Origin of the sequence: Aquimarina sp. RZ0 (genome assembly GCF_008370685.1) — a bacterium.
Classification (GTDB): Bacteria; Bacteroidota; Bacteroidia; order Flavobacteriales; family Flavobacteriaceae; genus Aquimarina.
In genome coordinates this window covers 1-14007 of record NZ_VTZU01000067.1, presented here as the reverse complement: position 1 = coordinate 14007, position 14007 = coordinate 1, and the positions used below count along the sequence as shown (strand labels likewise).

Annotated in this window: 13 protein-coding genes; 6 read left to right on the top strand and 7 right to left on the bottom strand. The window is 32.3% G+C overall.

Annotated elements, in window-relative coordinates; genetic code table 11:
- Positions 1-10: 10 nt before the first annotated feature.
- On the bottom strand, positions 11-1483 hold the full coding sequence (locus F0000_RS20940) for a PLP-dependent aminotransferase family protein (protein ID WP_188112208.1): 1473 nt from the start codon (positions 1481-1483) through the stop codon (positions 11-13).
- Positions 1484-1677: 194 nt separating this feature from the next.
- Between F0000_RS20940 and F0000_RS20935 the strand changes: the two genes are divergently transcribed.
- The 3 genes from F0000_RS20935 to F0000_RS20925 all read left to right on the top strand — a co-directional run bounded on the left by F0000_RS20935 (position 1678) and on the right by F0000_RS20925 (position 3256).
- The gene (locus F0000_RS20935; protein WP_149626675.1) at positions 1678-2337 is read left to right on the top strand and encodes a pyridoxamine 5'-phosphate oxidase family protein; all 660 of its coding nucleotides are present in this window, start codon (positions 1678-1680) and stop codon (positions 2335-2337) included.
- A gap of 64 nt (positions 2338-2401) precedes the next feature.
- On the top strand, positions 2402-2692 hold the full coding sequence (locus F0000_RS20930) for a DUF1272 domain-containing protein (protein WP_149626674.1): 291 nt from the start codon (positions 2402-2404) through the stop codon (positions 2690-2692).
- 42 nt (positions 2693-2734) lie between these two features.
- Entirely contained in the window at positions 2735-3256 is a 522-nt protein-coding gene (locus F0000_RS20925) for a GNAT family N-acetyltransferase (RefSeq protein WP_149626673.1), read from the top strand.
- Positions 3257-3905: 649 nt separating this feature from the next.
- On the opposite strand, the gene F0000_RS20920 is transcribed toward F0000_RS20925, so the two are convergent.
- Entirely contained in the window at positions 3906-4304 is a 399-nt protein-coding gene (locus F0000_RS20920) for a hypothetical protein (protein WP_255452830.1), read from the bottom strand.
- Positions 4305-4448: 144 nt separating this feature from the next.
- Positions 4449-4856: a hypothetical protein gene (locus tag F0000_RS20915; protein WP_149626672.1), complete on the bottom strand. Its 408-nt coding sequence runs from the start codon at positions 4854-4856 to the stop codon at positions 4449-4451.
- Positions 4857-5391: 535 nt separating this feature from the next.
- Between F0000_RS20915 and F0000_RS20910 the strand changes: the two genes are divergently transcribed.
- Positions 5392-7062 (top strand): T9SS type A sorting domain-containing protein, encoded by a 1671-nt coding sequence (locus F0000_RS20910; protein WP_149626671.1) that lies wholly within the window; start codon positions 5392-5394, stop codon positions 7060-7062.
- A 251-nt stretch (positions 7063-7313) separates the two neighbouring features.
- Here the strand turns inward: F0000_RS20910 and F0000_RS20905 are convergent, their stop codons facing one another.
- A complete protein-coding gene (locus tag F0000_RS20905; RefSeq protein WP_149626670.1) occupies positions 7314-8171 on the bottom strand; it encodes a M12 family metallopeptidase in 858 nt (285 codons plus the stop codon).
- Positions 8172-8895: 724 nt separating this feature from the next.
- Here F0000_RS20905 and F0000_RS27880 point away from each other — a divergent pair.
- Both F0000_RS27880 and rpsA read left to right on the top strand, forming a co-directional pair.
- Positions 8896-9069: a hypothetical protein gene (locus F0000_RS27880; RefSeq protein ID WP_188112207.1), complete on the top strand. Its 174-nt coding sequence runs from the start codon at positions 8896-8898 to the stop codon at positions 9067-9069.
- Positions 9070-9390: 321 nt separating this feature from the next.
- The gene (gene rpsA / locus F0000_RS20900) at positions 9391-11217 is read left to right on the top strand and encodes a 30S ribosomal protein S1 (protein ID WP_149626669.1); all 1827 of its coding nucleotides are present in this window, start codon (positions 9391-9393) and stop codon (positions 11215-11217) included.
- A gap of 695 nt (positions 11218-11912) precedes the next feature.
- Here the strand turns inward: rpsA and F0000_RS28655 are convergent.
- The 3 genes from F0000_RS28655 to F0000_RS20885 all read right to left on the bottom strand — a co-directional run bounded on the left by F0000_RS28655 (position 11913) and on the right by F0000_RS20885 (position 13654).
- Positions 11913-12104 carry a jacalin-like lectin gene (locus F0000_RS28655; protein WP_368668126.1) on the bottom strand — a complete coding sequence of 64 codons (192 nt, stop codon included), beginning with the start codon at positions 12102-12104 and terminating at the stop codon, positions 11913-11915.
- A gap of 139 nt (positions 12105-12243) precedes the next feature.
- A complete protein-coding gene (locus tag F0000_RS20890; RefSeq protein WP_149626668.1) occupies positions 12244-12735 on the bottom strand; it encodes a hypothetical protein in 492 nt (163 codons plus the stop codon).
- A gap of 169 nt (positions 12736-12904) precedes the next feature.
- A complete protein-coding gene (locus tag F0000_RS20885; protein ID WP_149626667.1) occupies positions 12905-13654 on the bottom strand; it encodes an acyl-CoA desaturase in 750 nt (249 codons plus the stop codon).
- Between the last annotated feature and the right edge of the window lie 353 nt (positions 13655-14007).

Sequence of the window (14007 nt, the reverse complement as noted above, 5' to 3'; positions counted from 1 at the left end):
AATATTTTTTTTAAGGAGTAGTTTTTGAAATACTTACGGTTTTCATAATGAGTTCTAGTTTTTTAATAACTGTTATGATTTCTTCCTCGTTAAGAGCAGCAAAACCCATTCTAATTCCGTTATGGCCAGAATTGTCATTGTCATAACGTTTCCATTCCTGATTAAAGTCTAACTGATGTTTTAAGGCTTCAGCCATGACTGTATCCCAGTTATATCTGGTATCCAATCGAACCCAAACCGCCATACCTCCTTTAGGAATTTTAAATATAAAATAGCTCCCCAATTTTTCTTGTAGAAGTTTACAGAATAAATCACGTCTCGTTTTATAGATTTTTTTTACTTTATTACTGTGTCTTTGAACATCACCGTTTATAATCATTCTGGCTACCGTTTGCTCTAATAAAGTATCTCCCTGTCTGTCTATAATCCTTCTCAGTTTAGCAGCTTCATCAATAACATCTTTTGAAGCAATAAAATAGCCTATACGAAGTGCAGGAGCAATAATTTTAGTAAATCCACCAATATAAATCACATTTCCGTAGTTATCATTACTGGCTAATGGAAGAATGGGAGCGTTGCTGTAGTGAAAATCATAATCATAATCATCTTCAATAATCGCAAACTTATACGTGTATGCCAGGTTTAATAAATGCATACGTCGTTCTGCAGATAGTGTCACTGTTGTAGGATGATGGTGGTGAGAAGTGACGTATACAGCACTAATTTGTTTAGATGTACAAAGTGTCTCAATTTCGTTTGTATTGATACCATATTTGTCTACAGATACTTGTTCTATAATACCTCCAGCTTCTATAAAGGTAGTGTCCGCTGTCATATAATTAGTATTACCTGTAATGATCGTTTTTTGATTATTGAGTAATAACTGACTTGCCAAATAAATACCCATTTGGCTTCCTCTGGTGATTAAAACATTATCTACAGATATTTTTAACCCTCTGGTTTGGTTTAGATAAGATACCAACGCCTGACGCAATTCTATGTTTCCATATATATCGCCATAGGCAAGCAATTCTTTGTAATGAGTCTTCTTGGTATAATTTCTGTAGATTCTCGCTATATCCTCTATGGGAGCTAAGCGGTGATCAGGAGCACCATCTCCTACTTTTAGGAAATCTTTTCCAGAGGCGATTCTTTTTCGTTTCAGATGAGATCTGTGTTTGAATTTAAAACCACCAATGTTTATAACATCTTTGAATATGGAAGACTTATGAAGCTGTTTTGGAGTGATAATAGGTAAATCCTGACTTACAAAAGTTCCTTTTGCTGCGATACTTTCTATCCATCCCTGGGCTATTAATTCATCATAAGCCGATACAACTGTCTTGCGGTGAATAGCTAAATCTTCGGATAGTTTTCTCGACCCGGGTAATTTAGTAGACGGAGAAAGTTTACCTGATTTAATAAAGCCAACTATCTGATCACAAAGTTGTAAATAAAGATGACGGTTTATACTGCGGTTCAAAATGATACTGGTTTTAAACGGAAAAGAAACCGGACTACTCATAATATACAAACTGGATTGGTTTAATGCTCCATAAAACTAATAATTTTGATGTAATTAAAAAAACGAAATGGTATAGAGTGTTTGTAAATTTTGCATCCCATATTTTTTGCCATAATAGATTAAAGTTCAGTAATTTTAAAAAGAATAAGCAAATGTCGGCGTATCAGGTTAACGATCTTAATAAAGTAATTAGAGGCTCCAAGAGAGCAACCTACAATAAAGAAGAAATCAATACGATTCTAGATGCAGCATTTTTGTGCCATATAGGATATGTATTTGAGAATAGAGCCATAGTAATACCGACTGCTTATGGCAGAGAAGGAGATACAATCTATATACACGGATCTTTAAAAAACAGAATGATGACGAGTCTTCTGGAAACTGGTGAAATCAGTATTTCTATAACACATCTGGATGGATTGGTTCTGGCACGGTCAGCTTTTCATCATTCTGCGAACTATCGATCAGTTACCATATTCGGAAAAGTGCGATTAGTGGATGATCCCTATGAAAAGATGAACGCATTGAAATGTATTCTTAACCATATGATTCCGGATCATTGGGAGAATATAAGGCAGCCTAATACAAAAGAATTCAATGCGACCTTGGTGATGGCAATTAAAATTGACACAGCTTCAGCTAAGGTGAGAGCAGAAGGGGTGGTTGATGAGAAAGAAGATTATGAGTTGCCTATTTGGGCTGGAGTCGTACCTATTAGGCAAATAGCTTGTACGCCAGTTTCAGAACCAGATTTACAGGAAGGGACAAAAATACCTGATGCAGTATTGACCTATGTAGAAAAGAATCAATAGATTTTTCATTTTAGAACCTATCTTTTGACTCCTCATCCCGATTATGTAAATAAACCATATCAATATGTTAGAAATAAGACCCACTTGTGAAAATTGTAATAAGGCATTACCGAACAATAGCAAGGAAGCTATGATCTGTACTTTTGAATGTACATTTTGTAAAGATTGCGTAGATACCATTCTATATAATGTATGCTCTAATTGTGGGGGTGGTTTTAGCAAACGCCCAACTAGACCTTCACATCTTTTAGAGAAATATCCAGTAAGTGCCGAGATAATTCATAAACCGCTGCATAAAGATAGTTTTAAGGAATTATTAGAAACCTTTAAAAATCTGACTTCCAGGGAAAGGTAGGTTTTTAGAATAAGTGTGAGTCTAATCATTATATGGTAAAGAATGGATGTACATATACGTATTGCCAATGTAGAAGATGTGCCTGAGATCTCTTACCTGGGTAAAAAAACATTTGATCAGTCATTCGGTTATTTATTCAGAGATCGAAGCGATCTTATTGAGTATCTAAGTAGCACATTTTCTATTGAAAAACTTACAAGTAGTATCAGTAAATCGTATAATCTATATTGGATTGCTCATTATGGTGATAATGCTATTGGATATGCTAAAATACAATTGAATTCACCATCAGAATTTGTGAAATCCGAACATAGCTGTAAACTACAAAAAAATTATATTCTTAAGGAATATTTATCCCGAGGTATAGGTGCACAATTACAAAAGCGTATTTGTAGTGAAGCTATAGCCAATGATACTGATTATATATGGTTATCTGTGCTAAAATCTAATTCTAAAGCCATACAATTTTATGAAAAGAATGATTATAACATTATTGGAGAACATCCTTTTAGTATTGGTAAAGAAAATTTTGAATTTTGGGTGATGGGTAAGTATTTAAAATGATCATGTTCTTTTTTTGATAGAAAATCATAGGTGAGACATTAATTTTAAGCTCTAGTGTAGTTGAGCCGATTCTTATGTCTAATGGTTGATAATTAATTATTTCAGCTGTGTTAATGCTTGATATGTATCATCAATCATCTTTGCCTTTTTCTAGATATCTAGTGTTTCCAGAATATCTTTGCTCTATGGTATTTTATATCTAAAAAAAACCTGTATCCATTATCTTAAGAGCGCTAAATCCAAATTTCCACAATAGTCGTAAGAAATCAGAAAATGCTATACTTGATACGATTTATAACTAAAAATTTCGCATATTCATCGTTTCTTTTTCCTTTCTACTTCGTTTAAAAAATAAACCGTAGCTATAGCTATGCTTGATTTTTTTGCCTTGCATAAAGAAAAAATAATTCAATGAATTTATACGAATTTTTTAATCACAAATCGTATGATACTGATTTTAGACTATTAAAGACTACTGTTTAGATTTTGTTTTGTTTTTTTAAGGAGGAATAGAGTTTCTTCAGAAAGAAAAAACGTTTTTTTTCCTTATCTCCAAGGATCTGAATTCGATTACGGTCAATTTTATTTGGAATAATCATAAAAAACCAAAATGATTTTGGATACAGTTTTGGTTTAGAATATAAAGGTTCTATTTTATTATTTCTAGAGCATTGATTTTGGCGATCGTGTCACAATTGGCGATTAGCATTCCTATAGTATGTTCTTTTGCTATACCTTCTATAAAGTAAGTATTACAGGAATCTAAATTAGTATTACTTTTTTCAAAATTTACAGCACCTTCTGTTAATATTCTAGAAATATCAGCAGTATCGATAGTAAGTTGTCTCATTGATGCTAATGCTAATTCAGAAAATATACGTTTTTTTATTCTAATATTTTTTAATACTCTGGCATTCGGTGTATAATCACAGGAAGCCTTTTTGCCGCCAAGAAAAAACAGTAGCAAAAATAACCCTATAATAAACCCAAAAAAGTAAAATCCAAATCGATGTGCCAGTTTCATCCAGTCTAAAAATTTAATTGGCAAAAATAGATAAAGTTTCTTAGTATGTATATCAATTCTAATTTGAATTTACTTTTAAGAAAAATATTTTTTCTTGGATTTAAAAACAAAAGTTCGGAATTGTCGAGCTACAATTAGCTTTTATTTTGAAGATTGAACCGAAAGGTGTTATTTATTATTAATATCCTTATTAATCAATGCAGTTAATCCAGGGTTGTTTATGTAATGGTGGTGCATTTTATCTGGATGTAATTGCACAGAGCAGACAATCTCATCAAAATTAGGGCTGTAATATTCTTTATAATCACTACAACAAGTATCATAAAAAGTATGGCATATTATTTCTTCATCGTACTCATAGTAATGTGTGGTTACTTTTTTGTATTGTGTACCCTCTGCCAGCCATCCGTTAATATGTTGTAGTTCTTCTGTAGCATATATGCCTATAGTGATATGATGGGTAAACGGGCTTTGTGGAAAATCAGGATGATTAGGGTCTTGCTGAGATGTCATCACAAAATCATCTACCCGAAACCTTCTGCCATCAACAACCAAAAACATCTGATATGGTTTCATAGGTTTTTTTATCATAAAAACTAAATTACAAAAAAAAATCTCTGCTAGCAGGAGTTTTTGCTATTAACAACAAACTATTTATGAACTTTAGTCAGCACTTGAGGTAATGCAATAATGCGATATATGGAGGATTATTAATTATTGTTAATCTGTCAAACATTTAGTGTTACGGAGTGCTAATTGAGAAAAATGATATCCTGACAAGTCACATCCTGATATATTACTCCATTTATGATTAAAATAGAACTAAGAGAAGTATGAGCTTTTGTAATTCTTGGTTAGTGTATAGGATGTCTTTAAATGAAATTCAAGAATGCAATGTTAAGCTATTTCTAATCTGTATATGCAGTTTAGTTTTTTTGTTTACAGTTTTTTTACGGTTTAGCCATTTTATTTAACAGGGATTTGTCCCTTTTTTATTTAGGGGAATAATCCCGATTAAAAGAAAATTGTTTTCGTAAATTTAAGTATTCGATTTGAAATGTAAAATATAGTAAAACATTGATTTTAAGTAAATTATTAAAACCTTATCATTATGAAAAAAAAAATATGTAGTCTAGCCTTTTGTTTTGTGATACACATGGGCTTTTCGCAATTCCAACATTCCTTTGGAACTGAAAGATCAGAAATGGGAAATGCTCTTACCCAACTTGATAAAATAGAGAAAGGATATCTGATAGCTGGATATACCGGTCAACAATTTTTTGGAGGATTAGATGCTACTTTAGTAAAAACGGATCTGGATGGGGATCAGATTTGGTCCCGGGTTTATGGAGGTAGAAATCGTGATTATTTTAATTCTGTACGCCAGTACAAGGATATAAATTCTATTAATCAAGCGACTTATATCGTTGCAGGAGTTACAAATAGTTTTGGTTTTGGGCGAGCGGATGCATTGCTTACGGGAGTAAACATACAAGGAGTTCCTGTTTTTGCAGCTGTATACGGGGGAGAAAGGCGAGATGTAGCTAATTGTGTACAAAATATTAAAGATGAAAATGGAAGACCTGGGCATATTTTTGTAGGTGAAACTAGGAGTTATACAGCTATCCCAGAAAACAATATATATGTTGTTAGAACAGATCTTAGTGGTAATCTTACCAGAGCTACAGTAATTGGCAATAGAGGGAATCAAAAAGGGTCATGGATTGAACAAACAAAAGATGGAGGTTATATTATTGTAGGATCTACCACTAATTATTGGTGTGGGGGAGGTGCTCAACTAACAAATCCAGCTACAGATATTTTCATTGTGAAACTCAAAGCTGATCTTACAGTAGAATGGGATAGAATATTGGGATACCCAAAAGAATTAGACCCATCTATAAGACATAATAATGTAGCTACCTGTGTTAAAATAAATCAAAGAGGTAATTACGTAATTACAGGATATACCAATAGTTTCGGGATCAATAATTCTCAAGATGCATTTCTGTTATTTATGAATTCTAATGGTAGTTTTTTAGGAATGAAAACCTATGGAACTAAATATACAGAAATGGGGCATAGTCTACAGATATCAAAAAGTAGTACAGGCAACGAATTGTATACGGTAGTAGGACAACATTCCAGTGCTAGCCGAAAAGCTTTAGTGTTTCAAACTGATGCCAGTAGCACACTGCAATGGGCTCGTGATTATGGAGATGAAAAGCAGGATGGAGGTATGGAATTGGTTAAGGATGATTTTGATAATGGATTTGCATTTACTGGATTTACAACATCTCTGGGAGCTGGAGGAACGGATATATATCTGGTAGAGACCACAGCGGATGGCGAGAGTAAAACCATTTGTGAAGAAAAAATCGATCTAAAAGAAGAAAAACATGAACCTTGTATTGCCAGAATTGCACGTCAAATTTTTGTAAGAGACTACAGAAGAATTGAACTCCCTGTAGAGCGCGTAGAATATAAAGAAGATCGTTGCGTCTCGGCTAAATTACCAATACTAAAAAAAACTGTAAAAGAGTATGGTATAGAATTGTTTCCTAATCCAGTACACGATTTGCTGACTATTCAGATTAACAAAAGAGTAACAGTTAATAAGATAGAGGTATATTCTCTACAGGGGAGAATAATAATGCAAGAAAGCCATCCGATACAAGCATCTATGATTTTGTCAACAAAGGATTTAGAAAGAGGAACTTATATTGTAAAAATATATACAGACCTCGGAGAAACAAAGGTGATGAAGTTTATCAAAAAATAATTATTTTATTTTTTAGACAATAACATACTAAACGGAATATTTGAGCCATTTTTATCAGTTTTATTAGCTCTAATTTTTGTTACAGATTTAGTAGTATAAAGAACTATGTGGTTTATAAAAACACCCCAATAATTATATTAAATTATTAGGGTGTTTTGTGTTATTTTTGATAGTAAAATAGATATGTTAAAATGACTTTTTTTTAAAAGCTTTTCTATTTAGTACTAAACAAGATAATTTGCTAAAGCTTATTAGTTGCGTCGGCGAACTTCGTTTCTATATAATGTAAGAATACCTTGTTTGTCACCTCGAGATAAGGAAGAAGTGTTATTTGTATAAGGACGTCCATTCTTTTTTACAATGGTAGGGCGTCTGTTTTTAGAGAATGCGTAAGCGCTATACAGCATTCTGCTATTAAAATCAAAGCTGCCATATTCTCTCCCATTCTGACCACGCTGTACATATGTTCTAAAATAAGATTCGCGACCAGATTCTATGTTTTGCGTTAATATATTTATATACCGATCTCTATCTTTTCTGCTTTGTTCATGCCATAGACCAACAGCATGACCAATTTCGTGTATTGTAGTTCCAGTTGTACAACCATTGCCTAATTTAATTTTTTGGGCGCCTCCTACACGACCAACAAAAGAAGAGCATCCTGTACCCTTTACAAAATTTATGTAATTTCTTTGATTGGTTCTTCTAATAAATTTTAATGGAGTGTTAGCTTCCCAGTGTGCTATGGCATCTGTAACCCTTTTTTTGTTAGGAAGACTTCGACTTATGCTATAGTATACGTATCCTTTGGGCCATAATTTATCTGGTTTAACAGTGCTTTTACTTGATTCTTCTTTCGATATAAGAATATCACCTTCCATTACGTAAGAATCATTAATTTTTTCAACCTCAATAGTTTGTCCGTCAAAAGAGATCGTAACCATGTCGCCTTTTTGATCAGGAAATGCTAGTTCCGACTGTGTTTTATCATTTGAGATTGATTGTTGATTGAATAATTCATCTTTGGATTCGCTTTCACAAGAAGTGGTTGTAATGGATACTGCGATGGCCAATACGGCTAGTCGCTTCAAGTAATAGTAATTTTTCATTATTTAAGTTTTTAAGTTAGTTCGGCAAATATATCTAAATAAGTATATCTATGGGTGCGACAAATTCCCCTTTTTATTAAATAATTTTGTAATTTATTAATAAATAATGGACTCTAAATAGCAAGCAACAACAATACTTGCCAAACATTTAGATGCATGGGGATATAACCCAAATCGTATGGAGAATGGTTATGAATATAAATCTACCTATACAGCTATGATAAAAAAGTTTGGAAAGGAAGCTTAGTTTTAGAGTATGTTTAAAAAGAATACAAATTGAAAATCAATAGTTTGAGGTTCTGAGGACACTTCAAATGATGAGAATATCGAGATATTTTAATTATTTGAAGTAAGCTCGCGGTTCTTAAAATATTTGTTTTCAAGAAGTAAGGTTTTTAAACAAGCTCTTACACGTAGCCGTAGGAAAAATTCCTAAAAGCAAAAACTCAAATAAAAAATATGTAAGTGGATTGATTGCAAGCCAAGGGAATAATACGATTTGTGATTAAAAAATTCGTATAAATTCATTGAATTATTTTTTCTTTATGCAAGGCAAAAAAATCAAGCATAGCTATAGCTACGGTTTATTTTTTAAACGAAGTAGAAAGGAAAAAGAAACGATGAATATGCGAAATTCTTAGTTATAAATCGTATAAATTCTATTACCAAAGCAGTGCAAAAAAAGAAATAGAAATAAACTCTTGAATTATTATAATAAAAAAGAATGCAGTATCATCAGTATCCCGAAAAGGGATTAGTCGTAGGTTCTGGCTCCATATATTATTATCCTGTAAGGACAGACGACAACAACGACTCAAGTTATCCGGACAACGATGGACTATCAAAGGATTTCAACATTAAAGTAGTATATAAAAGTGAAAGAGAAAACATAAATTAAAGAATTATGTCAAAAAGCAGTATAGCAGGAAATTTTTCATACACCCGTGTATCTGCATATTAACTGATTGCTTTTGTTCTTTTAGTCATGGATACATGTACATTGTACTTAATCAATTATAGAATTATCTAAAAACGAATAGCTACAAATGCTTAGATATTAATAACTAATCTTTTGTTTTCTACTAAATTAAATTGTAATTTTGCACTCCTTTTTAGCGAGTATGGGAATGAAAAAGGGATTCTTTAAATTAATTTAACGCTTCTGTATATATTTTCGCTTTGATTCTCAAATAGATACAGGATACAAATTTTATCTTCAATGTCTGAAGAAACAAAAAACACAGATGTTCAGGAAGTAGGGGCTCCAAAAGAAGCTCCTGCGGTATCTCCTCAACAGGAAAATCCTGAACAATTTTTAAAAGATTTTAACTGGCACAACTATGAGGAAGGTATTGACCCAATCGCAGACTCCAAACTCGAAGAGTTTGAAAAGCTAGTTGCAGAAAATTTTGTTGACACTTTAAATGACGAAGTAGTAGATGGTACAGTGATCAATTTAACAGATCGTGATGCTATTATTGATATCAATGCAAAAAGTGAAGGTGTTATTTCATTAAATGAATTTCGTTATAACCCGGATCTTAAAGTCGGGGACAAGGTAGAAGTATTAATTGATGTACGTGAAGATGCTACAGGGCAATTAATATTATCTCACCGTAAAGCACGTGTAATCAAAGCATGGGATAGAGTAAATAATGCTCATGATACAGGAGAAATTGTCAATGGTTTTGTGAAATGCAGAACTAAGGGAGGAATGATTGTAGATGTTTTTGGTATTGAAGCATTCTTACCAGGTTCTCAGATTGATGTGAAGCCTATTCGTGATTACGATGCATACGTTGGTAAAACAATGGAATTTAAAGTGGTTAAAATAAATCACGAATTCAAAAATGTGGTTGTTTCTCACAAAGCACTTATTGAGGCAGATATTGAAGAACAGAAAAAAGAAATCATTGGTCAATTAGAAAAAGGTCAGGTATTAGAAGGTACTGTTAAGAATGTTACTTCTTACGGTGTATTTGTTGATCTTGGAGGAGTTGATGGATTGATACATATTACAGATCTTTCCTGGTCTAGAATTAACCATCCTAATGAGATTGTTGAACTTGATCAGAAATTAAACGTAGTAATCTTAGACTTTGACGAAGCTAAAACACGTATTCAACTTGGTCTTAAGCAATTAAAAGCACATCCTTGGGAAGCGCTAAATAGTGAGCTTAAGGTTGGAGATAAAGTAAAAGGTAAAGTAGTTGTAATTGCAGATTATGGTGCATTTATTGAAGTAGAAGAAGGTGTAGAAGGATTGATTCATGTTTCTGAAATGTCCTGGTCTACTCATTTACGTTCTGCACAAGATTTTGTAAAAGTAGGTGATGAGGTAGAAGCGGTTATACTTACTCTGGATAGAGAAGAAAGAAAAATGTCTCTTGGTGTTAAGCAATTAACTCCGGATCCTTGGACTGATATTACGACAAAGTATCCTGTAGGATCAAGACATAATGGTATTGTGCGTAACTTCACTAATTTTGGAGTGTTTGTTGAATTAGAAGAAGGTATTGACGGATTAATTTATATCTCAGATCTTTCCTGGACTAAGAAAGTTAAACACCCATCAGATTTTACTAATGTAGGTGATAAACTAGATGTTATAGTACTTGAATTAGATGTAGAAGGACGTAAATTAAGTCTTGGTCATAAGCAAACTGAAGAAAATCCTTGGGATAAATATGAAACTGAATTTGCAGTCGGAACAAAACATACCAATACCATTACTGAGATTGTAGACAAAGGTGCTACCATCGAATTTAATGAAGATATTGTAGCTTTTGTACCATCTCGTCATCTAGAGAAAGAAGATGGGAACAAACTGACAAAAGGAGAAGAGGCAGAATTCCAAATTATTGAGTTCAATAAAGAATTCAAGAGAGTTGTAGCTTCTCATACAGCTTTATTCAAAGAAGAAGAGGCGAAGATTGTTAAGCAAGCTGCTAAGAAGGCGGCAACAAGTAACTCAGAGAAAACCACTCTTGGAGATATTGATGCATTAGCAGATCTTAAAGCTAAAATGGAAAAAGGAGGGAACTAAAATCTCTAATTTTCAGATACTATAAAAAGAGGCTGTCATTTTTGATAGCCTCTTTTTTTTAACTATTTTTACCAGTACTTCCTCGAATAATTGAATATCATTTTCAGTATTCTCTACACTTAGGAGGCTATTTGTTTTTAGTAGCACATTTTATAACAATTCAGTTTTTAAAATACTCAATCAGAAAGCAACCATTTTTTTATTAGATAAAAAAATCAATGCATGGTATATCTTGTTGCTTCTTTTTATTGACGTGGTTTAAACTTTTTTAAATTCACTATGAAAATGCTCTTTTTGACTCGATAATCGAGATTTAAATGCTCCGAGGCTTGCCTCGAAATCAAAATGTTTTCTTCAATAAATGTCTTGTGGGCTTGCCTCGAGGTAGTTTACTCAGTTTTCGATTTTTCGTACTTCGTAGCGTTGCTATGAAGTTCAAAAAATACTTCAATTAGTTAAAAAACAACTAATTTTCGTCAGAATCAAAAAAGTTTAAATCACTTCATTATATATCAACGTAAAATAGCAAGCTTAATAGATAATTTTAAATCGAGAATTGTATAAAATGGAAATTTTGTAGGCAAAAATATTACTTAAGATGAGTTCATTAAGTAAAAACCGTTCATCATAAATATGTATGATGAACGGTAATGAGTTAATTTTTAAAGCTTTAAGAGAAATAAATAATTGGTTCTTTACAGAGTATGTATATAAAAACCTATTTGATCAATTAAACTTCCAGATTTACCAAAAAATACAAGTACCTGAAAACCAGATGGTAGGATAGAAACGTTAAATGCTGCCCCGCCATTACCACCATAAGAGAAGGATTTTTTGTTAGTATAGATTGAAATACGATCTAATACTCTTCCGCTTCTTCCAGCGATACGTCTAATACGATTTATAACTAAAAATTTCGCATATTCATCGTTTCTTTTTCCTTTCTACTTCGTTTAAAAAATAAACCGTAGCTATAGCTATGCTAGATTTTTTTGCCTTGCATAAAGAAAAAATAATTCAATGAATTTATACGAATTTTTTAATCACAAATCGTATAATGTATTCATCATCAGAAAAAAATTGGATATGGTATATACCGCCATTTCCACCTCTATCGGTTCCTGTATAAATGGTACCGGCAGGAGAAATGTAAAAGATAGTTATTTTATCTACTTTACTTCCAGCTCTTATTGCAATAGCGTGTATTTTTGTGCCGCTTGGAGGATTCACACTAAATGCTGATCCATCACCACCGCCAAAGGGGCCAACCGAATAAGAAAATGCTTTAGAGTTTTTATGATTAGAATAAGAAGAACTGTTTTCTAAAGGAATTGCATTTTTTAATTCTTTAGGAAAATCATTCCAATCTACTAATGAAGAATTTGCTTCATCATAATGTGTTAATTTTTGAGTGTCCTGTTGTATATTTTCATTCAATATTTCATTGACTTCTTTTTTTTCACAAGATGTAGATAAATACGCAATAAAAAGGAGCGCTAATACGCCTGTTTTTTTCATAATTAATGATTAAGATTTAAGAGTTAAAATTAAAATTTAATCAATTAATTATTAGGAAGTAAAGGTGTTATGCTTATGCTTTTTATGGTTTTTCTGTTGTATTGTTATATAAGGGGTTTTATTTTTACTTTTTCCCCTATTTTAGGAACATGTTTACTAGAAAATATTTTTATTGTTTTACAGAAACGGCGCTTTTTTTTAACCGGATAATATGTAATCCGTTAAGTAATAACATGATATAATAAGTAGGATCAATTTCATGCCATCGTACTCCTCCAAAATTGGCTCTGCCACTATGTTTGTGATGATTATTATGATAACCTTCTCCCATCATTAAGAAATCAATAGGCAACAAGTTTTTAGAAGTGTTATCAACCTTAAAATTGGTATATCCAACGATATGTCCAAACCAATTGATGATAACTCCGTGTATAGGTGCCATAAAGAAGGCTACAGGTAACAACATCCATTGCCACCAGGAAGTAACAAAAAAGTAAAAGAATATGGTATAAGCTAACCCCCAGGCAATTCTAGTAAAATTGGAACTGGCAAAGGCATCAAATGATTTCCATTGTGGAGCGTTTTTAGTGAATTTTTCATCCAGAGAAATCCTTTTATTATTAATATCCTGATATATGTTTTTAGTACGCCACATCATACTAAACATATTATTATCATATTTAGGAGAATGCGGATCTTTTTCTGTATCCACATATGCGTGATGTAATCGGTGCATAATGCCATATCCATAAGCGCTTAAATAATTAGAGCCTTGAAACACCCAAGTGAGAAAAAAACACACTTTTTCAGTAAAATCAGACATGGTAAATGTTTGATGTGCTGCATATCTATGTAAAAAGAAACTTTGAAAAAATAAGCCTGTATACCATAAGACAAGCATAAAAATAAGGATAACCATTTTCTAGAGCAATGTTGAGTTTATAATCATTTCTAATGGTGAACGTTCTTATAAAAATAAATTACTTTTAAAAGTTTACATTAGAATGCGGCAAAAATACGTATATAAACCTGATGTATGAGTTTATAATTTAATTATATTTTCTAGTAAGTATATAGCATTGCGAGAAAAATAGTGGGTTTGTGAATAGATTAAACTAATATATCAAATTGTATAAAGAAGATCGGAGAGTGTAAATATAACCTTGTCTGAATACTAAATTTTTAATTTACACATTATTCAGATAAGATGACAAATACAGAACAACAAGAACTAGAGAAGAAAGCTCTTGAACAATTTATGAGCGGCAAGAG